The sequence below is a fragment of the Bacillus sp. LJBS17 genome (genome assembly GCF_019334685.1).
Taxonomy (GTDB): domain Bacteria; phylum Bacillota; class Bacilli; order Bacillales; family Bacillaceae; genus Bacillus; species Bacillus subtilis.
Map to the genome: position 1 here is coordinate 1,418,199 of NZ_CP079759.1, position 25,956 is coordinate 1,444,154.

The window sequence follows — 25,956 nt, forward strand, 5'->3', positions numbered from 1 at the left end:
GAACTTTAGGGACATTGTGAATTTGTTCATGAAATATTCAAGGAAGAGGCATAGAAGGGAGAAATAAACAAAAACGGGCTCTCCAAAATTGAAAAGCCCGGGGGTCTACTGAAATTAGCAGCTTGCTTGCAAGCTGTCCTTCAGATGGTATTCATATAATAGTAGAAATACATATTCACTGTATATAAACATGTTCCATCCCTCCTTAAAAAAAGTGTAAAGGATGAAGGGAAGTAGCGCTTCAGGAGAAGGGACGGTAATTTCTAAGTCAAGAGTATGAAAGTATAAAAAAAAGCGGCTTCCTAAAAGGAAACCGCTGATTGTTATTTTGCTCGCACTTTGATTTTATCATCTTCTAAAATCACGTGAAAACTGGTGATCTCGCCATTATCAAGCAGCAGATCGGTCATTTCATCCTCAACCCATTCTTGGATGGTTCTTCTAAGCGGACGTGCACCGAATGAAGGGTGGTAGCCCAGCTCAGCGATTTTTTCTTTCGCTTCATCTGTCACATTCAAGCTAATGCCCCGTTCAGCCAATGTTTCTTCAAGTTCTCCAAGAAGAAGGCTGACGATTTTGACAAGATGTTCTTTTTCCAATGAGTGGAACTCAATAATGCTGTCAAAACGGTTGAGGAACTCAGGTTTAAAGAACATGCTCAGTGAATCAATCAATGTTTGTTCTTCGATGACACTGTCATCTGATTGGAAACCGACTTTCGTTTGTTTCTCACCAGCACCCGCATTACTTGTCATGATGATCACTGTGTCTTTGAAGCTTACAGTTCTGCCTTGGCTGTCTGTCAGACGGCCATCTTCCATAATTTGCAGGAACATATGCTGAACGTCTGGGTGTGCTTTTTCAATCTCATCCAGCAACACAATGCTGTAAGGATTGCGGCGCACTTTCTCAGTTAATTGTCCAGCTTCCTCATGGCCGACATATCCAGGCGGTGAACCGATAATTTTAGATACGGCGTGTTTCTCCATGTATTCGCTCATATCGAGTCGGATAATAGCGTCTTTTGTGCCGAATAATTCATCTGCCAGTGTTTTAGAAAGCTCTGTTTTCCCTACGCCGGTAGGACCGACGAAGAGGAAGGAGCCGACAGGTCTGTTTTTGGATTTTAATCCGGCGCGGCTTCGTCTTACCGCTTTTGCCACTTTTTGAACAGCGGCTTCTTGTCCGATCACGCGTTCATGAAGTTTTGCTTCAAGCTCTTTCATTTTCGTTTGTTCGTCTGCCTGCAGTTTGCCGACAGGGATGCCTGTTTTTTGTTCAACAATTTCCTGAATGTGCTCAGCTTCCACAGTGACAGCGGTATGAGCGGAGGAGCTGTTCAGTTTTTTCTCCAATGCGAGTTCTTCATCACGGAGTTTTGCCGCCAGTTCGTAATTTTCTTCTTCCAGGGCTTTTGTTTTTTCGGCTTCAATTGCAGTTAAGCGTTCAGCGGCATCCTCATCATTCAGTTCATCAATTAACAGGTTGGCTTTTGAACCTGCTTCATCTAATAAATCAATTGCTTTATCCGGCAGGTGTCTGTCCTGAATGTAGCGGGATGATAAAGTGACACACGCTTTGATTGCTTCATCACTAAATGTTACGCCATGGTACGCCTCGTATTTGTCTTTAATCCCTTGCAGAATGAGGATAGCCTGTTCAATTGAAGGCTCCTGCACCATGACAGGCTGAAAACGTCTTTCCAGCGCGGCATCTTTTTCGATTTGACGATATTCTTTCAGTGTTGTCGCGCCAATGACTTGCAGTTCGCCTCTGGCTAGGGCCGGTTTGAGAATGTTGCCGGCGTCCATTGATCCTTCTGCAGAGCCTGCGCCGACGAGAAGGTGAATTTCATCAATGAACAGAATGACATTTTTTCGTTCCTTCAGCTCAGTGATCAGCTGTTTCATTCTCTCCTCAAATTGGCCTCTGATCCCTGTGTTTGCAACAAGGGATGCAACATCAAGCAAATATAGCTCTTTGTTTTTCAGTTTGTTTGGAACATCACCTTCAGCAATTTTTAAAGCGAGCCCTTCAGCGATGGCAGTTTTCCCTACACCCGGCTCACCAATAAGAACCGGATTGTTTTTGTTCCGGCGGTTTAGAATTTCGATCACTCGCGCCACTTCATCATCACGGCCGATGACGGGGTCAATGAGACCGGCTTTTGCACCGTTTGTAATATTTTGAGCCAGCTCATCAAGCAACCCTTTTTTTCCGCTTTGTTTTGCTGCGCTCTTTTCTTTCGGCTGGAATGCCTGTTCAAACGGAAATCCGAAAGATTGAGGACCCATACTCATTGAAGGTTTACGGGTCAGTTCGTTATAGCAAGTTTCACAAAGAACCATCTGTTTATGAACGGAATTTATTTGCATGTTAAGGCGAATCGTCGCCTCGTTTTGATGACAATGTTGACAACGCATTTGCCAAAACCTCCTTAATAATTTGATCTTCTTTGACCAATGAAAGTGAATAAAAAGGTCTATTGGATTTGACCTTCTTTGACTATTAGTATACGGCAAACTTAACGGCATTCAAACCAATATGCTCAAAGCAGACTGAATATTTGACTATCTTTGACTAATTGATTTTTAAAAAAGGCCGGTTTGTTTGACCAACTTTGATTAATAGTATACTCTGACCATCTTTGACTTTCAAGTCTTTTGCACAACATTTTTTAATTTGTTACAAAGTAAAACATGTTTTCTTCGTCTTTTCAAGGAACTTGTCTCATAGGTTATAAAAAGGCATCTATGGACAAAACTGCGGTTCGTTCGGAGGGGAGAAATGGAACAATCAAAAGGGTCTGCAAGTCAGCTTGCTTTTGTGTATGTCGGCACAGTAGTCGGAGCTGGATTTGCGACTGGCAGAGAAATTGTTGAGTTTTTTCTGAAGTTCGGCTGGTTCGGTTTATTCGGCATTCTCGTCAGCGGCGGAATGTTTACGTTTCTGGGCGCCAAGCTGATGATCATTTCAAAGCGAATCAATGCCAAGTCATATCAAGAAATGAACATCTTTTTGTTCGGGGCGGCGGCTGGGCGGATTATCAATGTATTTATGCTGTTTGTTCTCCTCGGAGTTACATCTGTCATGCTTTCAGGAGCAGGGGCGCTTTTTGAGGAACAATTGGGGATGTCCGCTCAGATTGGGATGCTCATTACAATCGGTCTGAGCTTAATTGTGATGACTAGAGGAGTAAAAGGCATTTTCGGTGTCAATGTGTTTGTTGTTCCCCTTTTAATCCTCTTTTCAATGATTGTAGTGGCCGACTCTTTTATATTCAGCGAATCACGAAACGCAGCTCAGTGGGTCTGGCCGCATCGCTGGGATTGGCTGTTATCAGCTGTTTCTTACGGGGCTTTGAATTTATCGCTTGCCCAAGCAGTTTTGGTTCCGCTGGCGAATGAAATGTCCTCGGAGAAAGTGATCAAAAAAGGCGCTTTAATCGGAGGGACGATGCTGACGATTGTGCTGTCCGCGAGTTTTCTGTCTTTGTCGACTCTTCCGGATGTATTTTTATATGATATACCGATGGCGCAAGTGGTTTATCTCTTTGCACGTTCTGTCCATTTGATTTATTTACTCATTATTTTCGGAGAAGTGTTCACATCAGTTATCGGTAATCTATATGGATTAGAAAAACAAGTGCAAAGCTTTCTTCCAGTGAAAAGCAAATATATCTTTACAGCTATTATGATCACGGCTTATATTACGAGCCAAATAGGGTATGGCAAGCTTATTTCAACGATTTATCCCTTGTTTGGCTATGTGAGCTTGGCCTTCATAGGCGCTTTGCTATGCAAAAAGGCTCCTCGACGGCGCAGTTTATAAATATATATAATGAAGCGAACCGTCACTATAGAGCGATAATTGATCTAGGAACCGGGGATTGACTTTTTTATTGTCATGAAAAACAACATTATGGTAAGATAGCAGAAGTGAAAAAATTGAAGAAAATCCGTGCGATATGCGGGAGAGGTTCTAGCTACACCCTCTATAAAAAACTAAGGACGAGCTGTATCCTTGGATACGGCCTTTTTTATGTTTTTCTAGAGCACCTTCCGAAAAAAGGTGTTTTTTTGCGTGAATTAGCTGTAGCGATGTCTCTCGCCGGCGTTTTTATTGCGGAGAAGGAGAGGAATCATGAAAAAAGAAAAAGCAATTGTCGTATTTAGCGGCGGTCAAGACAGCACAACATGCTTACTGTGGGCCTTAAAAGAATTCGAAGAAGTCGAAACGGTGACTTTTCATTATAATCAGCGACATTCGCAGGAAATTGAAGTGGCAAAATCCATTGCGGAAAAGCTTGGTGTGAAAAATCATTTGCTTGATATGTCACTTTTAAATCAGCTTGCACCGAATGCCCTGACTAGAAATGATATTGAGATAGAAGTAAAAGACGGCGAACTGCCATCCACATTCGTTCCAGGCCGCAATTTGGTATTCTTATCCTTTGCGTCTATCCTGGCTTACCAAATTGGCGCGCGCCACATTATTACAGGAGTTTGCGAGACAGACTTCAGCGGTTACCCTGACTGCCGTGACGAATTCGTGAAATCTTGCAATGTAACGGTGAATCTGGCGATGGAGAAGCCGTTTGTGATCCACACGCCTCTCATGTGGCTCAATAAGGCGGAAACGTGGAAGCTTGCAGATGAGCTTGGCGCGCTGGATTTTGTGAAAAACAACACGCTGACATGCTATAACGGCATCATCGCCGACGGCTGCGGCGAATGTCCGGCATGTCACCTTCGTTCAAAAGGTTATGAAGAATATATGATGATGAAAGGAGAGCGTGCATAAATTGTTATCTCAAATTTATCCGCAGGCCCAGCATCCTTATTCGTTTGAACTGAATAAGGACATGCATATCTCAGCCGCTCATTTTATCCCTCGGGAAAGTGCGGGAGCGTGCAGCAGGGTTCACGGACATACGTATACCGTAAATATAACTGTTGCCGGCGACGAACTTGACGATTCAGGCTTTCTTGTCAATTTCAGCGTACTCAAAAAACTGGTGCACGGAAACTATGATCACACGCTATTAAATGATCATGAAGATTTTTCTCAGGACGACCGGTATTCGCTGCCGACAACTGAAGTCGTGGCGAAAACGATTTATGATAACGTACAGGCTTATTTAGACACTTTGGAGAATAAGCCGACCTGTGTACAGGTGTTTGTCCGTGAAACACCGACAAGCTACTGTGTCTACCGTCCGAAAAAGGGTGGTTTGAATGGCTAAAGGAATTCCTGTATTAGAAATTTTCGGCCCGACGATTCAAGGAGAAGGCATGGTGATCGGACAGAAAACGATGTTCGTCCGGACAGCCGGCTGCGATTATTCCTGCAGCTGGTGTGACTCCGCTTTCACTTGGGACGGGTCTGCTAAAAAAGATATTCGCTGGATGACGGCGGAGGAGATTTTTGCGGAGCTTAAGGACATTGGGGGAGACGCGTTTTCTCATGTGACGATCTCAGGCGGTAACCCGGCTCTGTTAAAACAGCTGGATGCTTTTATTGAACTGCTGAAGGAAAATAACATCCGTGCAGCGCTTGAAACTCAAGGGACCGTTTATCAGGATTGGTTTACGCTGATTGATGACCTGACAATTTCTCCAAAACCGCCAAGCTCAAAAATGGTAACGAACTTTCAAAAGCTTGACCACATTTTAACTTCACTTCAAGAGAATGATAGACAGCATGCTGTCAGCTTGAAGGTTGTCATCTTTAATGATGAAGATCTGGAATTTGCCAAAACTGTGCACAAGCGGTATCCGGGAATCCCGTTTTATTTACAAGTCGGAAATGATGACGTGCATACGACAGATGATCAGTCACTGATTGCACATTTGCTTGGGAAATATGAAGCGCTTGTTGATAAGGTAGCTGTCGATGCGGAGCTGAATCTCGTCAGAGTGCTCCCGCAGCTGCACACCCTGTTATGGGGCAACAAACGCGGAGTATAATAGAAAGGAAGATGAACATGACGACAAGAAAAGAATCAGAATTAGAAGGTGTAACATTGCTAGGCAACCAAGGTACAAATTATTTGTTCGAATATGCACCGGACGTGCTGGAATCCTTCCCGAATAAACATGTAAACCGTGATTACTTTGTAAAATTCAATTGCCCGGAATTCACATCTTTATGTCCTAAAACAGGGCAGCCTGACTTTGCAACAATCTACATCAGCTACATTCCTGATGAAAAAATGGTTGAAAGCAAATCATTAAAGCTGTATCTATTCAGTTTCAGAAACCATGGTGACTTCCACGAGGACTGTATGAACATCATCATGAATGACTTGATCGAATTAATGGACCCGCGCTACATTGAAGTATGGGGCAAATTCACGCCAAGAGGCGGAATTTCCATTGACCCGTACACAAACTACGGAAAACCTGGCACGAAGTATGAGAAAATGGCCGAATACCGCATGATGAATCATGATTTGTATCCGGAGACGATTGATAACCGTTAATTATTCCGTTGTGTGATACGGAGTGTGACCTGAGGTGCAACCTGAACTGTGACTTTTATGCAGTGAAAAATTGATAGTACAGAAGCAGATTAAGGCGTACAATTTGTACGTCTTTTCTTTTTTATCCGAAAGAAAAAATGCCTATCTAGAGATCATAGGCATTAAATATTATTATCAATATCTTCATTATTTTTTGGCTAAGTTCCTGAATCTTCTCTTTAACATTTGAAACAGCTCTTTTTTGAATTTCATCAAAGTTCTCCTGAATATAATCGACACTTCTTATTAGAACTTCACTTTCAAAATTGAATATCTCATTTATTTCTGACTGTTCTTCATCTGTTAGGTGATGGTATTGAAGTTGTTTAGCATTTACTTCAGCAGCTACATCAATCCTAACTTAGTTGTTCTGGTTGTACAATTTCATATTCACCTTCTGCATACTCTTGCTCCGCATAATAGCCTCCCCATTGACAGAGCTCCTGCAAGATAGGTTTAAGAGATTCTCCAAGTTCAGTGGATGAATATTCAACCTTCGGCGGTACTTGATTATACATCTTTCTGCTCACAAGTCCACTGGCTTCAAGCTCTCTAAGTGTTTGAATCAGCATTTTCTGAGTTATATTTGGGATAATGCGCTTTAATTCACTCGTTCTCTTTGGTCCATTCATTAAAAAGTATAATACAAGGCCTTTCCATTTTCCTCCAATAACTTCCTTTGTCACTTCAAACCCACAGCTAAATTTTTTCATGTCTAAAGCTCTCCATTCCACATTTATTACTTTTTAGTTACTATATCACAAAAAAGTGGGTACTTCCGATAATGTGCTTACTGAAGGATACTATATCTTGTAAGTTGTTCTTCAAGTACTTAAAGGTACTAGACATAAAATAATATTAATTCTAAAGGAGTGTTAAGTATGGGTAAATTTGAAGGTAAAATAGCGCTTGTAACGGGTGGAACAAGTGGGATTGGTCTTGCTACAGCACAAAAATTTGTAAACGAAGGTGCATATGTTTATATCACGGGACGTAGACAAAACGAACTTGATAAAGCTGTTGACCAAATTGGCAAGAACGTAACCGGTGTTCAAGGTGATATTTCTAAGCTTGAAGACTTAGACAAACTATATGACATTATAAAGCAGGAAAAAGGTAAGTTGGACATTCTTTTTGCTAATGCAGGCATCGGCAACTTCCTTCCATTAGGTGAAATTACTGAAGAGCAGGTTGATAGAACGTTCGACATTAACGTTAAAGGAACCATCTTTACTGTTCAAAAAGCATTATCACTATTCCCAGACAAAGTAGGTTCTATTATTGTAACGGGCTCTACTGCTGGATCAATTGGCAACCCAGCGTTTAGTGTATATGGAGCATCTAAAGCAGCATTAAGAGCACTAGTTCGCAACTGGATTCTTGACCTAAAAGGTACTGAAATCCGTGTAAATGTGGTTAGTCCAGGAGGTATTCTTACACCTGCCTACGATGAGCTTTTTGGTGATGCACTTGAAGAGGTACTGGAAAATAGCAGAAATACTGTTCCAGCTGGAAAAGTTGGGACACCTGAAGAAGTAGCAAACGCTGTATCTTTCCTTGCTTCAGAAGAAAGCAGTTACTTGACGGGTGTTGAATTGTTCGTAGATGGCGGGCTAGCACAGGTATAATTTCCCTGCGCAGAGATTACAAATAGTCCCCAAAAAAGGTTGATGGGGATTTACTTGAAGAAGTCGTATAAAAAAGTCGTTTTCCTTAAAGGACAGGGAATTCGACTTTTTTATGTTTGAATTTGCTTAACGTTGTAAATTCGCATTTTCCTGGGGCTACCACTAAATGACCTGTAAAAAAGATTACACTGTGAATAAATGTACTTAAAGTAACGGGGGATCTTGACTTTTAATAAAAAATAATATCCCTGTCCTTGTATTCCAATACTTTTGAAAATATTTAAAGGAATCCTTATGTCCTGAATAACCACATAGGAAAATATGTTGTAGGTTGCTTTCTTTTTTTGTAGGGCATCCCACACAAGCTATCACGTGATCTCACACCTGAACGTTTTTTTATAGACTAGTACCGCGACAAGTTATATTACATATACATACCAATAAAGTAGACATTAAAAAGTGAAAGAGAGGATGGAAATGTGTGAAAATTCTTTTCCTTGAGAGTCATCCCATGTGGCTCTATGGTTTACCGAATGGGTTTAGGGAAGCAGGACATACCGTAATGATTTCCGGTCCTGTAAGTCGGGAAAATATCACTGAAATGATAGACGAATTTAAACCAGATCTAATAGTATCTATGGGATGGACACCAGAGCATTCAAGGGAAAAGCAGGCCTGGATTCGCAACGCTACTAAAAAGGTGAATATCCCTCTCGTTTATTGGGCAACTGAAGACCCGCTGCACACTCAAAACTTTACTATCCCGTTAATTAAGAAGATGAAACCAGATTTTGTTTTCACGGTTACGCCTTCTCTGTGTAAAACTTATGAAAGCATGGGGATTAAAGCAGCTCACTTAGACTTTGCATTTCACGAAAGTATACATCACCAGATTAAACCATTAGCAAAATACAGTTGTGATATAGCAGTGGTGGCTAATGCTTACCCTAATTTTCTTGAAGAACATCCGGAAGTGTTCCGTTCGTTCTCTTTAAAAACGCTTATTCGTCCTCTTATACGGAAGGGTATTCGCATTGATTTTTGGGGGAGAAACTGGGAAAAAATGAGTAAATATATAGGAAGAGAAATTCCCCCCAATTGGATCCATGGATACCTTGATTATACTGAAGCATATAAAGTTTACAGTTCAGCAAAAGTCGTTATCGGTTTGCAAAACTGTGAAAGCCAACTTACGCAACGCACCTATGAGATTCTTGGTTCCGGGGGGTTTTTATTGACATCGGATACACCAGCAGTTCGAGGTAAATTCAAACCTGGCCGCGATCTCATCGTTTCTTCCTCCCCAAAAGAAACATTGGAAAAGGTTAAATACTATTTGAATCATGATAGCGAGAGAAAAAAGATTCAGATAAACGGTAAAAAGGCTGTAAAGAATGATTCCTATCGGCATAGAGCCGAGAGAATGCTTGAGGTGCTAAAAAGCAGAGGAATTATAAGAAACTTAGGGGAAACCATTCATTATGTAGATGTTCTTAAAGAAAAATACGTGATCCATCATGTTACTCCCGGTGAAACATTATCAATAATTTCCAGGAAGTATAATGTTTCCCTGCAGCAACTCATGGAGCTTAATCATTTCAAATCAGATCAAATATATGCTGGACAAATCATTAAGATTAGAGAGAAACGGTTTAGAAATATTAATAACAAATTATTCTAAAGGAGAGTAATATGAATGAAGGGGAAAATACCTAAAATAAGAAATCAAGCGAATAAAGTAAAAAGAACGCCTCGTTATATGGAATTTCCCGTAACATACGAAGTGTATCATGTGGAATCCGGCGATACATTATGGACGATTGCCAAATCCTTTAAAATTCCGGTACAACAACTTATGAATCTTAATAAGCTTTCTTCAGACAGAATTTATCCTGGACAAATTATAAAGATAAGAGAAAGGTAATCTTTGAGGTTTCGGAAACGAATCAAATTGAAATGACAATCCTCATTTTTTTATTTGTGGGGAACTTGATATTTTTGGGGATGAAGGGGTTATGAGATGTTTCAAATGAGCTATTTCTATTCTGGATTAGGATGGGATTTTATTCAACACGTTGATCAAACGAACGGAGTATTAAATGTTGTGTCTCCTGATTTTTTCTATATCAGAAAAGATGGATCATTACTTCTCCGTTCAGCTAATCCCGATGTGATTAAAGCTCTTCATAGAAGAAAATTAAAAGTAGTTCCTTTTCTAAGCAATCATTGGGATCAGGAATTGGGACGATTTGCATTAATGAACCGAGTTCTTTTAGCTAAACAAATTTCTCATGCAATAGAAGAACTGGATTTGGACGGAGTTAATATCGATATAGAAAACCTTACAGAAAAAGATCGGAATCTATTTACAGATTTTATTAGATTAGTAAGGAAAAGTATTCCTAGACATAAAGAAGTATCAGTTGCAGTGGCGGCAAATCCTTTTGGCTGGACGAAGGGCTGGCACGGATCATATGATTACGAGTATTTAGCTAAATATGCAGATTATCTTATGGTTATGGCCTATGATGAAAGCCGCCTTGCTGGGCCTACCGCAAGTGTAGGATGGGTGGAAAAGTCCATTCAATATGTTCTGACCCAAAAAATCTCTCCTCAAAAACTAGTTTTAGGATTGCCATTCTATGGCCGCTGCTGGATGGAAGGCCAATCTGCCTCTCAAGGCATTCCCCTTTACCTTGTTGACTCCTTAGTAAAAAGGCATAGCGGGACAATTATTTTTGACACCAAGAGTCAATCTCCAAAAGCTATTTTTACTGTCAATCACAATAACAAGGGGCCGTTGCCTTCGGGAACATATAAATTATGGTTTGAAAATGAACAGTCACTCAGAGCAAAAATAAAACTCGCTCAAAAATATAATCTGAAAGGTCTTGGCAGTTGGAGTCTTGGACAAGAAGATGTGTCAGTCTGGAATACAGTGTTTAAAAATATATAATGATTTATAGTTCAGAACAAAATTCGAAGATAATTGCAATGAATCTCTAAATGGACATACTGAAAGGAGTTTATTACGGGTGCGGGTAAAACAGTGAGGGCATTCCATAGGCCCTTCTCCCGAAATGTTCTATACGAGGCATTACATTGGGCTTGAAATACACATTCAAACTTATGTTATAGTACGCATTTTACGGATATGTTGAATTTATTCTGCTTCCATGATTTAAGTCATACACATGCTACCTTAATAGCAGGATTATTGCATTTCATTCAGAATTGTTCAGGATCGATATGGAAGCGCACGAATAACTAGAACTTTAAAAACATACACTCATATACTTCCTGAATGGATGCTGGTTTATCTAAAAAACATGATGAGAATTGATTGACCGCTCTCATTAAAGGATGGGGAAATTCAAGGTGCCAAGGTACGCATGGTGAAACATGACTTGTTGATAATCGACCATATAGTTTCTCCTTAGAAATGAGGGGGTTTTTACATAAAAAAGACGAGCGAATCCGGGGGGAATTCCACTCGCCGCTTTCTAATGAAAAGACGGGATGCTGGATGGCAGCTCGTCTGTTTTATTATAATTTAACGAACGTATGTTTGTAAAGATGTCTTTTCGAATGAATTGGTTCATATAACCGTTAAGACCAGATTCATTGTAAACATTCGCTAAGGTATGCTAAGATGCATGGACTATAAAGGAGTGATATGAAGTGAAGACATTGCGGTTAAACAATGTAACGTTAGAAATGGCTGCATATCAAGAGGAGAGCGAGCCGAAGCGAAAAATTGCATTTACCTTAAACGTTACGAGTGAGACTTACCATGATATCGCTGTCCTGTTGTATGAAAAAACGTTTAATGTCGAGGTTCCGGAACGCGATCTTGCCTTCCGGGGGGAAATGACAAATTATTCAACATCATTGACCAACCTGTACGAACCAGGGGCCGTCAGCGAGTTCTATATAGAAATAACGGAAATAGACAAAAACGCCGATTCATGATCGGTGTTTTTTATGTAAAAAAGCTGCCGGCCGGCAGCTTTTGAGAAAGCGAATTTCATATGTAAGGTGTTAAATTGTCCGTCTTGCAGTTTTTGAATAAATGTGGAAATAAGGAGGTTTTAATAGGAGTCTCTGATGATCTTATAATTTTTATGATTAACAACTGTCAATGAATCTAACTCAAGATCCCGATAGTTATCCATGATCGTCACATCAACGATAACAGAATTCTCATTTACTTTTTCAACAACACCGGTTAATCCGTTTTTAAATTCAATGACATTCCCAACCTTAGCGATTTTCACAAGCTTCCTCTCCTTTAAACATAATAATGCCTTTTGAAAGTATTTTGCAGTATTTTCATTGAGAAGTAAAGCGATAAGGAGTTTTATCTCCCTTATGAATTGTTCTGTCGCTATAAAGATGATATATTGATTTTCGTCGATAGAAAGAAAAGGGGGGAATTTTTGTTGCGTCCCGAAGAAATAACAGAAATGATTGAACAGCTGCGCACCGGCGCCATAAACGAACTGAGAGTCCAGAAAGAGCATTTTCTTGATTTCAGGGCCGTGTTATCTAAACAAGATGATTTTAAACATTTCCGAGGAATTGCCCAGCAAGGCGGAGATGTTATCTTTCAATACTTAGAACAGCCAAGAAGCTGAAGGTTTCTCATACGTGAGAAGCCTTTTTATCATATATGACAGAATACAAAGCCTTTTATTACAGCTGTCTGTAACAGGCGTAAATAAAATGTAAAGTGTCAAAGATGGATAAACATGTTTTAATTTGACAATATTTATAGAATTTCAGACTGTTTTTTTGCCATTAAGCAGTGAGTCATCCTCTTTATTCCATCCTGATACCTCCTTGGGAGAGTTGGAAAATCTTTTTCCGTGAAAATGAATGGATCTCTTGTTAAGGTTATGAAGTGTTTTTTGGAGCACTTTAAGGAGGAAACTGTATGACAACGAAATTCACTGCTCTGGCTGTTTTTCTTCTTTGTTTCATGCCTGCAGCCAAAATTGAGCATACACAAGCTTCACTACTGAGCGCAAAGAAGACAAAACATGAAGAAGCGAAATGGCTTACACATATAGATCGAAATACGAATGAATCTTTCCCTTCACTGTCTGCTGATAAAGACAAGAAAATAAAACCGATTAAGCTATCAGCACACACTGAAAAGAAAGAGAAAGATAAACCGGACAAAACAAATGATGAGAAAGAAACATATACACAGTCTGAAAAAGAGTTGCTGTCCCGTCTCGTTCACGCAGAGGCCAAAGGAGAATCATATAAAGGCAAGGTCGCTGTAGCAAGCGTTGTACTGAACAGAACGGAGAAAAAAGGTTTTCCTGATACGATAAGAGGAGTTATTTATCAGAAAAACGCCTTTGAACCGGTCGCAAACGGGAGCATTAACCAAAAGCCTGATAAAGAATCGATTGAAGCTGCCGAAGAAGCGCTGTCCTCAAAAAATAGAGAAACAGATGCCATATTCTTTTATAATCCGAAAACAGCGTCAGATAATTGGATTCGTTCAAGAAAAATCGTAGAAAAAATCGGCAGACACGTTTTTGCCGTCTAAGCATAGAAGAGACAATTTGTCTCAGCTGTGCTTTTTTTCATATAAAGAGTAAAAATAAAATAATTTTTGAACTTGTCTCATATGATGTTGGTAGTACAAGAGACAAGGAGAGACATCATGAATCGATTTGTGAAAGGGATCATTCTTTTATCCATTGCCGCCTTTTTCGCTGAATGCCTTGAATTTGTCGTCAATATGATTTTGGCGCGGGAGCTTGGCGAGCATGGGATGGGGCTTTACATGAGTATTTTGCCCACGATCTTTTTAATTATTGTCATCGCGAGCCTGGAACTGCCGATATCCATTTCTAAATTCATTGCCGAGTCAAATCCTAAGCTTCATGAAAGCATGCTGAGGCACGCTTTCAGAATGACAGCCATTTTTACTGCTTTTTCTACTGCCGCCGCTAGTATTGCGCTTCCGTTTATTCCGGTATTTGATACATACCACCCGTTTATTAAAGGGATTGTCATCGGCTTAATTCCTGTTGTCGCCTTTACTTCAATCGCCAGGGGCTACTTTATGGGTGTGCAGAAAATGGGGAAGATCGCAATTGCCAATGTGCTGAAAAAAATCATCCAGCTCTTGTGCTTATTCCTCTTTTTTCAATGGTACTCATTTGAATTGGACATGGCTGTGCTGATTTCCTTGTTTGTTCTAGTCGTGAGTGATGTGGTCGTGCTTGTTTATTTATATTCACAATTTATCATGGCAAGGCGGGCGTTATCCGGCCAGCAGCACATTCATTTGCGCGGAAAGGATGTAAGGAAAAGGCTGCTTGCTGTTTCAATTCCTACAACAGGACTGCGCATTTTTCATGCGGTTGTCAATGCAATTGAACCCTTTTTAGTAAAAGGAGCTCTTTTGGCTGCGGGCGTTGCCGGGACAGCGGCGATCGATCAATACGGAATGCTGGCAGGAGTGGCTGTGACGATAGGGTCGTTCCCAGCTTTTATTGCCCATTCGTTAATGGTCGTCATGATACCGAGTATTTCGGAAGCTTATGCACTTTCTCAGTATGACATCGTGTTAAAAAGGCTGAAGCAGTCGATTTTCATTACATTAGGTTACGGTATACCTGCCGTCTGGGTCATGTTCCAGTTTGCGGGACCTCTCACGCATTTGTTTTTTCACTCTCCTGAAGCGCAGTATTACTTGCAGCTGTTGTGGCCTTACTTTCTCTTTCATCTGTTTGTCATGCCGCTGCAGGCGTGCTTAATCGGGATGGGTTTTGTGAAAGAGGCTTTTTATCACAATGTGTGGAGCCATATCGTTGCGCTAAGTATGATGTATGTACTGGGATCAATGGAGAATCTGCAAATGCTCGGGATTATCCTTGGAATGAACACTGGCATGATTCTTTTGACGAGCTTGCACTATGCCACGATCTGCAAAGCATTGAAGGTATCCGTATTTCTTACGGGTGGGACCAGAACGCCGCGAATTGAAGGATGATAAAGGAACAGCAGGGGCAAGCTAATTGAAAAGCATGAAAGGAAGATTCCATGTTGACGAAGCGCTTGCTTACTATATACATTATGTTATTAGGGTTGATTGCATGGTTTCCATGTGCGGCACAAGCTGAGGAAAAACAGCCTGCTGTTCCCGCTGTTTTTCTTATGAAAACGATAGAAGGGGAGGACATCTCGATTCCGAATAAAGGGCAAAAAACAATTCTCCATTTTTGGACGTCATGGTGTCCGCCCTGCAAAAAGGAGCTTCCCCAGTTTCAATCGTTTTATGATGCCCATCCATCCGACAGTGTAAAGCTGGTAACGGTGAATTTAGTGAATTCGGAACAAAATCAGCAAGTCGTTGAAGATTTTATTAAAGCAAACAAGCTGACGTTCCCGATTGTCCTTGACTCAAAAGGGGAATTGATGAAGGAGTATCATATCATTACGATCCCAACATCATTTTTGCTGAATGAAAAGGGAGAAATTGAAAAAACAAAAATTGGCCCGATGACAGCGGAACAACTGAAGGAATGGACGGAAGAATAGCTGAGAGCATAGACTCTCAGCTTTTTTCATATAGAGAAGAAGCGAATAAACATTAATGATAATTATTATCAAAAAGAAATTAAAATAATTATAATTGAAATTCTCTTCGTGCGTGCTATAATAAAGGAAGACATCAAGAAATAACTGACAATAAAGCTGCCTTTTGGGCAGCGATTTTGTTTTTATAAGAGAAATGAAGATGATTTACGTTCTCAATTAGAGAGGAGAATTCGATATGAATGAACAAGTTATCGTTCAACGCGACCCGCACGAGCCATTGAAAACAGACAAGAGGGAAAAAAACTGGGCACAGCACGCGGAGCTTATTGCAGCACTTGTATCAGGCGCTCTTATTTTGGCAGGCTGGCTCTTATCCGGATATCAGGTATTATCCATAATACTTTTCTTGCTGGCTTTTGTGATCGGCGGATTTGCTAAAGCAAAGGAAGGAATCGAAGAAACACTCGAATCCAAAACGCTGAATGTAGAACTTTTAATGATTTTCGCTGCCGTTGGTTCCGCCTTGATCGGATACTGGGCAGAGGGTGCTATTTTAATATTTATTTTTTCCTTAAGCGGAGCTTTAGAAACATACACGATGAATAAAAGCAGCAGAGATTTAACGTCTTTAATGCAGCTTGAGCCTGAAGAAGCGACATTGATGGTCAATGGTGAAACCAAAAGAGTTCCGGTTTCAGACTTGCAGGCCGGTGATATGATCGTGATCAAACCTGGAGAACGCTTAGCGGCAGACGGTATCATTGAATCGGGCTCGACAAGTCTTGACGAGTCGGCTTTAACAGGTGAATCAATGCCTGTAGAAAAAAACACAGGCGACACTTTATTCACAGGAACGGTGAATCGCAATGGCTCCTTGACTGTCCGTGTCACGAAAGCAAATGAAGATTCGTTATTCAGAAAAATTATCAAACTGGTTGAATCAGCGCAAAATAGTGTTTCACCCGCTCAGGCTTTCATCGAACGATTTGAAAATGCTTATGTGAAAGGTGTGCTAATTGCGGTGACGCTCCTTTTATTCGTCCCGCACTTTGCGCTGGGCTGGAGCTGGAGTGAAACCTTCTACCGCGCAATGGTGTTTATGGTTGTCGCGTCACCTTGTGCGCTTGTCGCCTCTATTATGCCGGCGGCGCTGTCCCTGATTTCAAATGGCGCCCGCAACGGTATGCTTGTGAAAGGAAGCGTCTTTCTTGAACAGCTGGGCTCAGTGCAAATGATCGCCTTTGATAAAACCGGCACTGTAACAAAAGGCCAGCCTGCCGTAGAGACGATTAGAATAGCAGAAGGATTCAGTGAAGCGGAAGTTCTTGAGGCTGTCTATGCCATCGAAATGCAATCAAGCCATCCGCTCGCCCAAGCCATAACGGCGTACGCTGAAAGCCGCGGCGTGAATCAGTCCGGCTACATATCTATAGAAGAAACCTCAGGGTTTGGCGTTATGGCAGAAGTGTCGGGTGCGAAATGGAAGGTCGGTAAAGCAGGTTTTATCGGCGAGGAAATGGCAGCACAATTTTTGAAACAAACAGCATCAGATGTCATTCAAAGCGGTCATACAATTGTATTTGTGAAAAAGGATGATCAAATAGCAGGCTGTATCGCACTGAAGGACCAAATCAGGCCTGAAGCAAAAGAGGTCATGGAAGAACTGAACCGACTTGGGATTAAAACGGCCATGCTGACAGGAGATCACGAAGACACGGCTCAAGCGATTGCCAAGGAAGCCGGCATGACAACTGTCGTAGCAGAATGCCTACCTGACCAAAAAGTGAATGAAATCAAACGGTTAAAAGAAGAATTCGGAACGATTGCAATGGTGGGTGACGGAATCAATGATGCGCCGGCACTCAAAGCGGCGGATGTCGGCATTGCGATGGGCGGCGGAACAGATGTAGCACTTGAGACCGCTGATATGGTCCTCATGAAAAACGATTTGAAAAAGCTCGTAAACATGTGCCGCTTGTCTCGGAAAATGAACAGGATCATCAAACAAAATATCGTGTTTTCTCTAGCTGTAATCTGCCTGCTGATTTGTGCAAACTTTTTGCAGGCGATGGAATTGCCATTTGGCGTGATTGGTCATGAGGGCAGCACGATTTTGGTCATACTAAACGGTTTAAGACTCCTAAAATAAAACCAGCAGCCTAATCAGGCTGCTGGCTTTTTATGTATCAAGCTTTCCCTTCATTTTTGTCTTTATCAGATCTTTTCATAACCAGGATGAGAGCGAGGATGCAGCAAAGGAAACCCGCTGCACAGCCTATGATAGAGCTGTAATAATAAAAGCCCACCATCTTCATCCCGATAAAAGGAGCGGAAATTCCCAAAACCGTTAAGAGCATAACTGCTTTTCGTCTGAAAAAATTCATCAGCAAACGGAACAACCCCCCTGCGATTGAACGTTACTGTCAGTATACAGGAAGAGGAGCAGGAAATAAAATGCATCAGAAAATGAAGGCGTCGTGAAAGGCAAACACCGGTAAAACCTGTTACAATGGAAGACAGAACAATGCATTGAAAATGGCAGGGAGGAACAAGAAGTGAATAGAATACAACGCGTCTCTTCATGGCTGAAGGAAGCGGGGCATACTGCCGCATTTATTCATACAAAAGAAAATGTTTTTTACTTAACCGGTTTTTACACAGAGCCGCATGAAAGATTAATGGGGTTATTTATTTTTCAAGAAGAGGAGCCTTTCTTTGTTTGTCCAGGAATGGAAGCAGGACAGGCCCGCAACGCAGGCTGGAATCATGAAATCATTGCCTATGCGGATCACGAAAATCCGTGGGAGCTGATAGAGAAGGCCTTGAAAAAGCGAAATATCAGCATACATACGCTTGCGGTAGAAAAGGATTCAATCTCGCTATCACGTGCAGAACAGCTGAAGCATGCGACGGGCGGGGCTCAATTTGTTTCAGCAGAAGAAACACTCAATCAATTTCGCCTGATTAAAGATGACAATGAGATTCGTTTGCTGAAAGAGGCGGCAAAGCTTGCAGATTACGGTGTTGAAGTCGGCACAGCCGCTTTGCGTGAAGGCATCAGTGAAGTGGAAGTGCTCGCTCAAATTGAGTATGAGCTGAAGAAAAAAGGAATTCAGGGCATGTCTTTCTCTACAATGGTTTTATTTGGAGAAAAATCTGGCCAGCCTCATGGAAATCCTGGTACAGCCACGTTGAAGAAAGGTGATTTTGTTTTATTTGATCTCGGTGTTATTCTTGATGGCTATTGCTCTGATATTACAAGAACGTTTGCATACAAAACCATCAATCCGAAGCAGGAGGCCATTTACGAGACTGTGCTTCAAGCGGAAAAAGCCGCGATTGAGGCAAGCAAACCCGGTGTGAGAATCGGAGATCTGGATTTAACAGCCCGCGGAATCATTGAAAAAGCGGGATACGGTGACTATTTTCCTCACCGGCTTGGGCATGGACTCGGAATTTCTGTCCATGAGTATCCATCCATGAGCCAGGCCAACGATACACTGCTGCAGGAAGGCATGGTCTACACGATCGAACCGGGGATTTATGTGCCTGAAATCGGCGGCGTGCGCATTGAGGATGACGTTCACGTAACAAAGGACGGGGCAGTTGCTCTGACCCAATATCCAAAGGAATTAATCATACTGCCGTAATAAGAAATAAAAAAGGACTTTGTTCTCGACATCGTCCTTTTTTATCTGCATTAAATAAAAAAATCATCAAATGTTCGAAAGGGTTTAATTTCATGTTTTTGGTTGAGAGGTTTTACAGCAAGACAGCTGCCACCGAGAACAGTGAGACATAACCCAATTAAAATGAAGAAACCCATGTGATCTTCTCCTTTCAGCTAAAAACACAAAAAGATATCTGGTACGTCCATATCATATTGTATGAAACGCATTCCAGATCAAGGGGATTTAGAAAGAAGGGAATCTATGGCTAATATTAAAGACATTGCAGAGAAAGCCGGTGTCTCTGTTACAACGGTTTCCCGAGTCATAAACAATCATCCATACGTCAGTGAAGACAAACGAAAAAGAGTGTTTGAGGCAATGGAATCATTGGAGTACACGAGAAATATTCACGCTGTACATTTGTCGAAAGGATTTTCAAACATGATTGGTGTTGTCTTGCCGACGGTTAATCTGCCATATTTTGCAGAGCTGATTGCAGGAATAGCCGACGCAGCCGCGGAATCCGGGGTTCACCTCTCTTTATTCCAAACAAACTATGAGGTACAAAAAGAAATCTTTGCGCTGTCCCAATTAAAGCAGCGCCAGGTTGACGGCCTGATTTTTTGCTCAAAGGCGCTTGCTGATGAGAAACTCATGGAATGGGAGGGCCCGATTTTGCTTTGCCAGAATTCAGATATTGCCCGCTTCCCAACCATCAGCATTCCTCACCAAGAAGCATTTCGGAACGGCTTGGACTATTTAATTGCCAAAGGGCACAAAAAAATAGCTATCTGTTTGGCAAGAAAAAAAGGCATGAACAGTCATTTTCGAATCAAAGCCTACAAAGAGGCATTGGAAGAGATCGGCGAGGCATTTCGTGAAGACTGGGTAATTGAGAAAGCGATTACAATCAATGATGGGAAGGCGCTTTTTCATAAATGGAATACGTGGAAGGAAAAGCCGACGGCTATTTTTGTTGCCAATGACCAAGTCTCAGCAGGGCTTTTTCTTGAAGCAAAGAACCAGCGGGTGTCAGTACCGGATGAGCTTGCAATCTTAAGCGTTGATAACCACGAAATCAGCCAAGCGCTTGGGATCACAACGATCGATATTCAGACAAGGGAAATGGGAAAGCAGGCATTTGCCATACTGGAAAAAAGAATTCAAGGACAGCCGATTGAAAGGAAAGTTCTGGATTACCGTCTCATCGAAAGATCGACTGTTTAGTGAATGCATTGAAAAAAGGTTTGACGTGCATTCCGTTCGTTATGTACGATATGAGGTATTGAATGACAAAGGAGCTGAGGATCGTGAATGGGTCCTTCACAGTGAAAAAGGTACTGAATAATAATGTATTAATTGCTTCTCATCATAAATACAGCGAAGTCGTTTTAATCGGAAAAGGTATTGGTTTCGGAAAAAAACAAGATGATGTCATTGAAGATAAAGGCTACGATAAAATGTTCATTTTAAAAGACGAGAAGGAACAAAAGCAGTTTAAAAAGCTCCTTGACTATGTTGATGAAAAGCTCGTTGATATTTCAAACGATGTCATCTATCACATAAGCAATAGGACTAATCACTCATTAAATGAACATATTCACATTGCGTTGACAGACCATATCGCATTTGCGATCAAAAGGCAGCAGCAGGGATTTGATATGAAAAATCCATTTTTAATGGAGACTCAGTCACTATATCCTGAGGAGTACCAAATTGCCAAAGAAGTCATAGATATGATCAATGAAAAAGCGGGAATCTGCCTTCCTGAAGGGGAGATTGGTTTTATCGCTCTGCATATCCATTCAGCGTTGACAAACCGTCCGCTGTCCGAGGTCAATCAGCACTCTCAGCTCATGGCGCAGCTTGTCGAGGTGATTGAAGACTCATTTCAAATGAAAGTAAATAAGGAAAGTGTCAACTATTTGCGGCTGATCAGGCATATCAGATTTACAATAGAAAGAATTAAAAAAGAAGAACCGACTAAAGAACCAGAAAAATTAATGTTGTTATTGAAAAATGAATATCCGCTATGCTACAATACAGCTTGGAAATTGATTAAAATCTTGCAGCAAACATTGAAGAAACCAGTTCATGAGGCGGAAGCGGTTTATCTGACGCTTCATCTGTACCGATTAACCAATAAAATTTCATAAATTCAGTTTATCCTTATAACGTGTTACTGATTCGATCAGGCATGAGTGATTGAGGGGAAAAAACGGGAAGTTCATTCTCGTTCTTTTGCGCACCCAATTTTGCTCATGCCTTTTTGTTGTGTAAAAGGGCAAATGTAAACGGTTAAACTGGAAGACTTACGCCTGTGAATTCGTTGTCATGATTTTTAGCTGTAAGGTCAGACTAGTAAAAAGAGGAGGTCAATTCTTATGTTTAAAGCATTATTCGGCGTTCTTCAAAAAATTGGGCGTGCGCTTATGCTTCCAGTTGCGATCCTTCCGGCTGCGGGTATTTTGCTTGCGATCGGGAATGCGATGCAAAATAAGGACATGATTCAGGTCCTGCATTTCTTGAGCAATGACAATGTTCAGCTTGTAGCAGGTGTGATGGAAAGCGCTGGGCAGATTGTTTTCGATAACCTTCCGCTTCTTTTCGCAGTAGGTGTAGCCATCGGGCTTGCCAATGGTGATGGAGTTGCAGGGATTGCAGCAATTATCGGTTATCTTGTAATGAATGTATCCATGAGTGCGGTTCTTCTTGCAAACGGAACCATTCCTTCGGATTCAGTTGAAAGAGCCAAGTTCTTTACGGAAAACCATCCTGCATATGTAAACATGCTAGGTATACCTACCCTGGCGACAGGGGTGTTCGGCGGTATTATCGTCGGTGTGTTAGCTGCATTATTGTTTAACAGATTTTACACAATTGAACTGCCGCAATACCTTGGTTTCTTTGCGGGTAAACGTTTCGTTCCAATTGTAACGTCAATTTCTGCACTGATTCTGGGTCTTATTATGTTAGTGATCTGGCCTCCGATCCAGCATGGATTGAATGCCTTTTCAACAGGATTAGTGGAAGCGAATCCAACCCTTGCTGCATTTATCTTCGGGGTGATTGAACGTTCGCTTATCCCATTCGGATTGCACCACATTTTCTATTCGCCGTTCTGGTATGAATTCTTCAGCTATAAGAGTGCTGCAGGAGAAATCATCCGCGGGGATCAGCGTATCTTTATGGCGCAGATTAAAGACGGCGTACAGTTAACGGCAGGTACGTTCATGACAGGTAAATATCCATTTATGATGTTCGGTCTGCCTGCTGCGGCGCTTGCCATTTATCATGAAGCAAAACCGCAAAACAAAAAACTCGTTGCAGGTATTATGGGTTCAGCGGCCTTGACATCCTTCTTAACGGGGATCACAGAGCCATTGGAATTTTCTTTCTTATTCGTTGCTCCAGTCCTGTTTGCGATTCACTGTTTGTTTGCGGGACTTTCATTCATGGTCATGCAGCTGTTGAATGTTAAGATTGGTATGACATTCTCCGGCGGTTTAATTGACTATTTCCTATTCGGTATTTTACCGAACCGGACGGCATGGTGGCTTGTCATCCCTGTCGGCTTAGGGTTAGCGGTCATTTACTACTTCGGATTCCGATTTGCCATCCGCAAATTTAATCTGAAAACACCTGGACGCGAGGATGCTGCGGAAGAAACAGCAGCACCTGGGAAAACAGGTGAAGCAGGGGATCTTCCTTATGAGATTCTGCAGGCAATGGGTGACCAGGAAAACATCAAACACCTTGATGCTTGTATCACTCGTCTGCGTGTGACTGTAAACGATCAGAAAAAGGTTGATAAAGACCGTCTGAAACAGCTTGGCGCTTCCGGAGTGCTGGAAGTCGGCAACAACATTCAGGCTATTTTCGGACCGCGTTCTGACGGGTTAAAAACGCAAATGCAAGACATTATTGCGGGACGCAAGCCTAGACCTGAGCCGAAAACATCTGCTCAAGAGGAAGTAGGCCAGCAGGTTGAGGAAGTGATTGCAGAACCGCTGCAAAATGAAATCGGCGAGGAAGTTTTCGTTTCTCCGATTACCGGGGAAATTCACCCGATTACGGATGTTCCTGACCAAGTCTTCTCAGGGAAAATGATGGGTGACGGTTTTGCGATTCTCCCTTCTGAAGGAATTGTCGTATCACCGGTTCGTGGAAAAATTCTCAATGTGTTCCCGACGAAACATGCGATCGGCCTGCAATCCGACGGCGGAAGAGAAATTTTAATCCACTTTGGTATTGATACCGTCAGCCTGAAGGGCGAAGGATTTACGTCTTTCGTATCAGAAGGAGACCGCGTTGAGCCTGGACAAAAACTTCTTGAAGTTGATCTGGATGCAGTCAAACCGAATGTACCATCTCTCATGACACCGATTGTATTTACAAACCTTGCTGAAGGAGAAACAGTCAGCATTAAAGCAAGCGGTTCAGTCAACAGAGAACAAGAAGATATTGTGAAGATTGAAAAATAAGGGTGTTAGTACGCCGTGCTTGTCAGATGACAAGTACGGTTGTATGATATAATATTGTGAAGTAATAAAGCTTTAAGTTAAAAGGAGAATGATAAAAATGGCACAAAAAACATTTAAAGTAACTGCAGATTCTGGAATCCATGCTCGTCCTGCGACAGTTCTTGTACAAACTGCTAGCAAATACGACGCTGACGTTAATTTAGAATATAACGGCAAAACAGTTAACCTTAAATCTATTATGGGTGTTATGTCTTTAGGTATCGCTAAAGGCGCTGAGATCACAATCTCTGCTTCCGGAGCTGACGAAAACGATGCTCTTAACGCTTTAGAAGAAACAATGAAAAGCGAAGGACTCGGCGAGTAATGCAAGAATTAAAAGGGATTGGTGCTTCAGCCGGCATCGCGATTGCAAAAGCATACCGGCTTGAAGAGCCAGATTTAACGGTTGAAAAGAAAAACATCTCTGATTCTGAAGCGGAAGTAAGCCGTTTTGATGAAGCGATTGCACGTTCAAAAGAAGAGCTCGAAAAAATCAAAGAGCACGCTTTGAAAGAACTGGGTCAGGATAAAGCTGATATTTTTTCTGCTCACCTTTTAGTTCTCAGTGACCCTGAGCTTCTGAACCCTGTGAAAGAAAAAATCAGCACTGATTCAGTGAACGCTGAATTCGCTTTAAAAGAAACGTCTTCTATGTTCGTTACCATGTTTGAATCTATGGACAACGAATATATGAAAGAGCGTGCGGCAGATATCCGCGATGTAACAAAACGCGTAACCGGCCACCTGCTTGGCGTCGAAATTCCAAACCCAAGCATGATCTCAGAAGAGGTTATTATTGTCGCTGAAGACTTAACACCGTCTGACACAGCTCAATTAAACCGTGAGTTCGTAAAAGGATTCACTACTGATATCGGCGGACGCACATCTCACTCTGCCATCATGGCACGTTCTCTTGAGATTCCAGCAGTTGTTGGAACGAAAGCGGCTACAGGCACGATCCAAAACGGCGTGACTGTTATCGTTGACGGTATCAATGGCGATGTCATTATTGACCCATCTGCGGAAACTGTAAAAGAGTATGAAGAAAAACATAATGCTTATTTGGCTCAAAAAGCTGAGTGGGCGAAGCTTGTCAATGAACCGACTGTCTCAAAAGATGGACATCATGTAGAGCTTGCAGCGAACATCGGTACTCCTGATGATGTAAAAGGTGTTCTTGAAAACGGCGGAGAAGCAGTTGGCCTTTACCGTACAGAATTCCTTTACATGGGAAGAGATCAGCTGCCTACAGAAGATGAGCAGTTTGATGCTTACAAAACGGTTCTTGAGCGTATGGAAGGAAAATCAGTCGTCGTGCGGACACTTGATATCGGCGGAGACAAAGAGCTTCCTTACCTGCAGCTTCCTAAAGAAATGAACCCGTTCCTGGGATATAGAGCGATTCGTCTTTGCCTTGAAGAGCAAGAAATCTTCAGAACACAGCTTCGCGCGCTGCTTCGTGCAAGTACATACGGAAACTTGAAAATCATGTTCCCTATGATTGCGACAGTTAACGAATTCAAAGAAGCAAAAGCGATCCTTCTTGAAGAGAAAGAAAAGCTCGTAAAAGCGGGACAGGCTGTATCTGACGATATTGAAGTCGGAATGATGGTTGAGATTCCGTCAACTGCAGTCATCGCTGATCAGTTTGCTAAAGAGGTTGATTTCTTCAGTATCGGAACAAACGATTTGATCCAATACACAATGGCAGCTGACCGTATGAATGAACGTGTATCTTACCTGTATCAGCCATACAACCCGGCAATCCTTCGCTTAATTACAGTGGTAATTGAAGCAGCACACAAAGAAGGAAAATGGGTTGGCATGTGCGGAGAAATGGCAGGAGACGAGATTGCGATTCCAATCCTTCTCGGCTTAGGCTTAGATGAGTTCTCAATGAGCGCAACGTCTATTCTTCCGGCAAGAACACAGATCAGCAAATTGTCTAAACAAGAAGCTGAGTCATTCAAAGAGAAAATCTTATCTATGAGCACGACAGAAGAAGTTGTCGCGTTCGTAAAAGAAACATTCAAGTAATGTACAAA

The 25,956-nt window shown here is 41.7% G+C and carries 25 protein-coding genes and 1 riboswitch; of the genes, 21 read left to right on the top strand and 4 right to left on the bottom strand.

Annotated elements, in window-relative coordinates:
• Window positions 1-323: 323 nt before the first annotated feature.
• The gene (gene clpE, locus KXZ66_RS07380; protein ID WP_165634599.1) at window positions 324-2,423 is read right to left on the bottom strand and encodes an ATP-dependent protease ATP-binding subunit ClpE; all 2,100 of its coding nucleotides are present in this window, start codon (window positions 2,421-2,423) and stop codon (window positions 324-326) included.
• Between the two features lie 364 nt (window positions 2,424-2,787).
• Between clpE and KXZ66_RS07385 the strand changes: the two genes are divergently transcribed.
• From KXZ66_RS07385 to queF, 5 genes are all read left to right on the top strand, one after another.
• Window positions 2,788-3,831, top strand: coding sequence for a YkvI family membrane protein (locus KXZ66_RS07385; RefSeq protein WP_038829006.1), 1,044 nt, complete (start codon window positions 2,788-2,790; stop codon window positions 3,829-3,831).
• A gap of 138 nt (window positions 3,832-3,969) precedes the next feature.
• A riboswitch (PreQ1 riboswitch) is annotated at window positions 3,970-4,014 on the top strand.
• Between the two features lie 129 nt (window positions 4,015-4,143).
• On the top strand, window positions 4,144-4,803 hold the full coding sequence (queC, locus tag KXZ66_RS07390; protein WP_032725593.1) for a 7-cyano-7-deazaguanine synthase QueC: 660 nt from the start codon (window positions 4,144-4,146) through the stop codon (window positions 4,801-4,803).
• Complete coding sequence (gene queD / locus KXZ66_RS07395; RefSeq protein WP_003232462.1) at window positions 4,796-5,245, top strand: 6-carboxytetrahydropterin synthase QueD; 450 nt, start codon at window positions 4,796-4,798, stop codon at window positions 5,243-5,245. The genes queC and queD overlap by 8 nt, the downstream gene beginning before the upstream one ends.
• Window positions 5,238-5,969, top strand: coding sequence for a 7-carboxy-7-deazaguanine synthase QueE (gene queE, locus KXZ66_RS07400; RefSeq protein WP_003232460.1), 732 nt, complete (start codon window positions 5,238-5,240; stop codon window positions 5,967-5,969). Before queD ends, queE begins: the two co-directional genes overlap by 8 nt.
• A 17-nt stretch (window positions 5,970-5,986) precedes the next feature.
• Window positions 5,987-6,484 (top strand): preQ(1) synthase, encoded by a 498-nt coding sequence (gene queF, locus KXZ66_RS07405; RefSeq protein WP_003218613.1) that lies wholly within the window; start codon window positions 5,987-5,989, stop codon window positions 6,482-6,484.
• A 395-nt stretch (window positions 6,485-6,879) separates the two neighbouring features.
• Here the strand turns inward: queF and KXZ66_RS07410 are convergent, their stop codons facing one another.
• Window positions 6,880-7,236 (bottom strand): winged helix-turn-helix transcriptional regulator, encoded by a 357-nt coding sequence (locus tag KXZ66_RS07410; protein ID WP_003245808.1) that lies wholly within the window; start codon window positions 7,234-7,236, stop codon window positions 6,880-6,882.
• Between the two features lie 168 nt (window positions 7,237-7,404).
• Between KXZ66_RS07410 and KXZ66_RS07415 the strand changes: the two genes are divergently transcribed.
• The 5 genes from KXZ66_RS07415 to KXZ66_RS07435 all read left to right on the top strand — a co-directional run bounded on the left by KXZ66_RS07415 (window position 7,405) and on the right by KXZ66_RS07435 (window position 12,123).
• Complete coding sequence (locus KXZ66_RS07415; protein ID WP_219144861.1) at window positions 7,405-8,151, top strand: SDR family NAD(P)-dependent oxidoreductase; 747 nt, start codon at window positions 7,405-7,407, stop codon at window positions 8,149-8,151.
• 481 nt (window positions 8,152-8,632) lie between these two features.
• Window positions 8,633-9,832: a spore protein YkvP gene (ykvP, locus tag KXZ66_RS07420; protein ID WP_072175392.1), complete on the top strand. Its 1,200-nt coding sequence runs from the start codon at window positions 8,633-8,635 to the stop codon at window positions 9,830-9,832.
• A 15-nt stretch (window positions 9,833-9,847) separates the two neighbouring features.
• Window positions 9,848-10,075 (top strand): LysM peptidoglycan-binding domain-containing protein, encoded by a 228-nt coding sequence (locus tag KXZ66_RS07425; RefSeq protein WP_017695061.1) that lies wholly within the window; start codon window positions 9,848-9,850, stop codon window positions 10,073-10,075.
• 96 nt (window positions 10,076-10,171) lie between these two features.
• Window positions 10,172-11,107, top strand: a complete 936-nt coding sequence (locus KXZ66_RS07430) for a glycosyl hydrolase family 18 protein (RefSeq protein ID WP_219144862.1) — start codon at window positions 10,172-10,174, stop codon at window positions 11,105-11,107.
• Window positions 11,108-11,832: 725 nt separating this feature from the next.
• The gene (locus tag KXZ66_RS07435) at window positions 11,833-12,123 is read left to right on the top strand and encodes a YkvR family protein (protein ID WP_003245399.1); all 291 of its coding nucleotides are present in this window, start codon (window positions 11,833-11,835) and stop codon (window positions 12,121-12,123) included.
• A gap of 119 nt (window positions 12,124-12,242) precedes the next feature.
• Here the strand turns inward: KXZ66_RS07435 and KXZ66_RS07440 are convergent, their stop codons facing one another.
• Window positions 12,243-12,428 (bottom strand): YkvS family protein, encoded by a 186-nt coding sequence (locus tag KXZ66_RS07440; RefSeq protein ID WP_003232446.1) that lies wholly within the window; start codon window positions 12,426-12,428, stop codon window positions 12,243-12,245.
• A gap of 165 nt (window positions 12,429-12,593) precedes the next feature.
• On the opposite strand from KXZ66_RS07440, the gene KXZ66_RS07445 reads away from it, so the two are divergent.
• From KXZ66_RS07445 to pfeT, 5 genes are all read left to right on the top strand, one after another.
• Window positions 12,594-12,788, top strand: a complete 195-nt coding sequence (locus tag KXZ66_RS07445) for a hypothetical protein (protein ID WP_003218622.1) — start codon at window positions 12,594-12,596, stop codon at window positions 12,786-12,788.
• 299 nt (window positions 12,789-13,087) lie between these two features.
• The gene (locus tag KXZ66_RS07450; protein WP_003232442.1) at window positions 13,088-13,714 is read left to right on the top strand and encodes a cell wall hydrolase; all 627 of its coding nucleotides are present in this window, start codon (window positions 13,088-13,090) and stop codon (window positions 13,712-13,714) included.
• Window positions 13,715-13,831: 117 nt separating this feature from the next.
• Window positions 13,832-15,169, top strand: a complete 1,338-nt coding sequence (ykvU, locus tag KXZ66_RS07455) for a sporulation protein YkvU (protein ID WP_003245552.1) — start codon at window positions 13,832-13,834, stop codon at window positions 15,167-15,169.
• Between the two features lie 50 nt (window positions 15,170-15,219).
• Window positions 15,220-15,717, top strand: a complete 498-nt coding sequence (gene stoA / locus KXZ66_RS07460; protein ID WP_014479641.1) for a sporulation thiol-disulfide oxidoreductase StoA — start codon at window positions 15,220-15,222, stop codon at window positions 15,715-15,717.
• Window positions 15,718-15,952: 235 nt separating this feature from the next.
• A complete protein-coding gene (pfeT, locus tag KXZ66_RS07465; protein WP_219144863.1) occupies window positions 15,953-17,866 on the top strand; it encodes a metal-transporting ATPase PfeT in 1,914 nt (637 codons plus the stop codon).
• Window positions 17,867-17,903: 37 nt separating this feature from the next.
• Here the strand turns inward: pfeT and KXZ66_RS07470 are convergent, their stop codons facing one another.
• On the bottom strand, window positions 17,904-18,107 hold the full coding sequence (locus tag KXZ66_RS07470) for a hypothetical protein (RefSeq protein ID WP_014476643.1): 204 nt from the start codon (window positions 18,105-18,107) through the stop codon (window positions 17,904-17,906).
• 165 nt (window positions 18,108-18,272) lie between these two features.
• Between KXZ66_RS07470 and papB the strand changes: the two genes are divergently transcribed.
• The 6 genes from papB (at window position 18,273) to ptsP (ending at window position 25,948) form a co-directional block, all read left to right on the top strand.
• The gene (gene papB / locus KXZ66_RS07475) at window positions 18,273-19,367 is read left to right on the top strand and encodes a di/tri-peptidase (RefSeq protein ID WP_049139839.1); all 1,095 of its coding nucleotides are present in this window, start codon (window positions 18,273-18,275) and stop codon (window positions 19,365-19,367) included.
• A gap of 282 nt (window positions 19,368-19,649) precedes the next feature.
• Complete coding sequence (locus KXZ66_RS07480) at window positions 19,650-20,615, top strand: LacI family DNA-binding transcriptional regulator (protein ID WP_049139842.1); 966 nt, start codon at window positions 19,650-19,652, stop codon at window positions 20,613-20,615.
• Between the two features lie 62 nt (window positions 20,616-20,677).
• The gene (gene glcT / locus KXZ66_RS07485) at window positions 20,678-21,544 is read left to right on the top strand and encodes a glucose PTS transporter transcription antiterminator GlcT (protein WP_003218635.1); all 867 of its coding nucleotides are present in this window, start codon (window positions 20,678-20,680) and stop codon (window positions 21,542-21,544) included.
• A gap of 228 nt (window positions 21,545-21,772) precedes the next feature.
• Window positions 21,773-23,872, top strand: a complete 2,100-nt coding sequence (gene ptsG, locus KXZ66_RS07490) for a PTS glucose transporter subunit IIABC (RefSeq protein WP_003244661.1) — start codon at window positions 21,773-21,775, stop codon at window positions 23,870-23,872.
• A gap of 97 nt (window positions 23,873-23,969) precedes the next feature.
• Window positions 23,970-24,236: a phosphocarrier protein HPr gene (locus KXZ66_RS07495; protein ID WP_003154654.1), complete on the top strand. Its 267-nt coding sequence runs from the start codon at window positions 23,970-23,972 to the stop codon at window positions 24,234-24,236.
• Window positions 24,236-25,948, top strand: coding sequence for a phosphoenolpyruvate--protein phosphotransferase (gene ptsP, locus KXZ66_RS07500; protein ID WP_219144864.1), 1,713 nt, complete (start codon window positions 24,236-24,238; stop codon window positions 25,946-25,948). The genes KXZ66_RS07495 and ptsP overlap by 1 nt, the downstream gene beginning before the upstream one ends.
• Window positions 25,949-25,956: the final 8 nt, after the last annotated feature.

Excerpts from the sequence above, each read along its gene's own strand:
- clpE (WP_165634599.1), bottom strand. The coding sequence starts at position 2,423 with ATGCGTTGTCAACATTGTCATCAAAACGAGGCGACGATTCGCCTTAAC.
- KXZ66_RS07385 (WP_038829006.1), top strand. The coding sequence starts at position 2,788 with ATGGAACAATCAAAAGGGTCTGCAAGTCAGCTTGCTTTTGTGTATGTC.
- queC (WP_032725593.1), top strand. The coding sequence starts at position 4,144 with ATGAAAAAAGAAAAAGCAATTGTCGTATTTAGCGGCGGTCAAGACAGC.
- queE (WP_003232460.1), top strand. The coding sequence starts at position 5,238 with ATGGCTAAAGGAATTCCTGTATTAGAAATTTTCGGCCCGACGATTCAA.
- queF (WP_003218613.1), top strand. The coding sequence starts at position 5,987 with ATGACGACAAGAAAAGAATCAGAATTAGAAGGTGTAACATTGCTAGGC.
- KXZ66_RS07410 (WP_003245808.1), bottom strand. The coding sequence starts at position 7,236 with ATGAAAAAATTTAGCTGTGGGTTTGAAGTGACAAAGGAAGTTATTGGA.
- KXZ66_RS07415 (WP_219144861.1), top strand. The coding sequence starts at position 7,405 with ATGGGTAAATTTGAAGGTAAAATAGCGCTTGTAACGGGTGGAACAAGT.
- KXZ66_RS07425 (WP_017695061.1), top strand. The coding sequence starts at position 9,848 with ATGAAGGGGAAAATACCTAAAATAAGAAATCAAGCGAATAAAGTAAAA.
- KXZ66_RS07430 (WP_219144862.1), top strand. The coding sequence starts at position 10,172 with ATGTTTCAAATGAGCTATTTCTATTCTGGATTAGGATGGGATTTTATT.
- KXZ66_RS07450 (WP_003232442.1), top strand. The coding sequence starts at position 13,088 with ATGACAACGAAATTCACTGCTCTGGCTGTTTTTCTTCTTTGTTTCATG.
- ykvU (WP_003245552.1), top strand. The coding sequence starts at position 13,832 with ATGAATCGATTTGTGAAAGGGATCATTCTTTTATCCATTGCCGCCTTT.
- stoA (WP_014479641.1), top strand. The coding sequence starts at position 15,220 with ATGTTGACGAAGCGCTTGCTTACTATATACATTATGTTATTAGGGTTG.
- pfeT (WP_219144863.1), top strand. The coding sequence starts at position 15,953 with ATGAATGAACAAGTTATCGTTCAACGCGACCCGCACGAGCCATTGAAA.
- KXZ66_RS07480 (WP_049139842.1), top strand. The coding sequence starts at position 19,650 with ATGGCTAATATTAAAGACATTGCAGAGAAAGCCGGTGTCTCTGTTACA.
- glcT (WP_003218635.1), top strand. The coding sequence starts at position 20,678 with ATGACAAAGGAGCTGAGGATCGTGAATGGGTCCTTCACAGTGAAAAAG.
- ptsG (WP_003244661.1), top strand. The coding sequence starts at position 21,773 with ATGTTTAAAGCATTATTCGGCGTTCTTCAAAAAATTGGGCGTGCGCTT.
- KXZ66_RS07495 (WP_003154654.1), top strand. The coding sequence starts at position 23,970 with ATGGCACAAAAAACATTTAAAGTAACTGCAGATTCTGGAATCCATGCT.
- ptsP (WP_219144864.1), top strand. The coding sequence starts at position 24,236 with ATGCAAGAATTAAAAGGGATTGGTGCTTCAGCCGGCATCGCGATTGCA.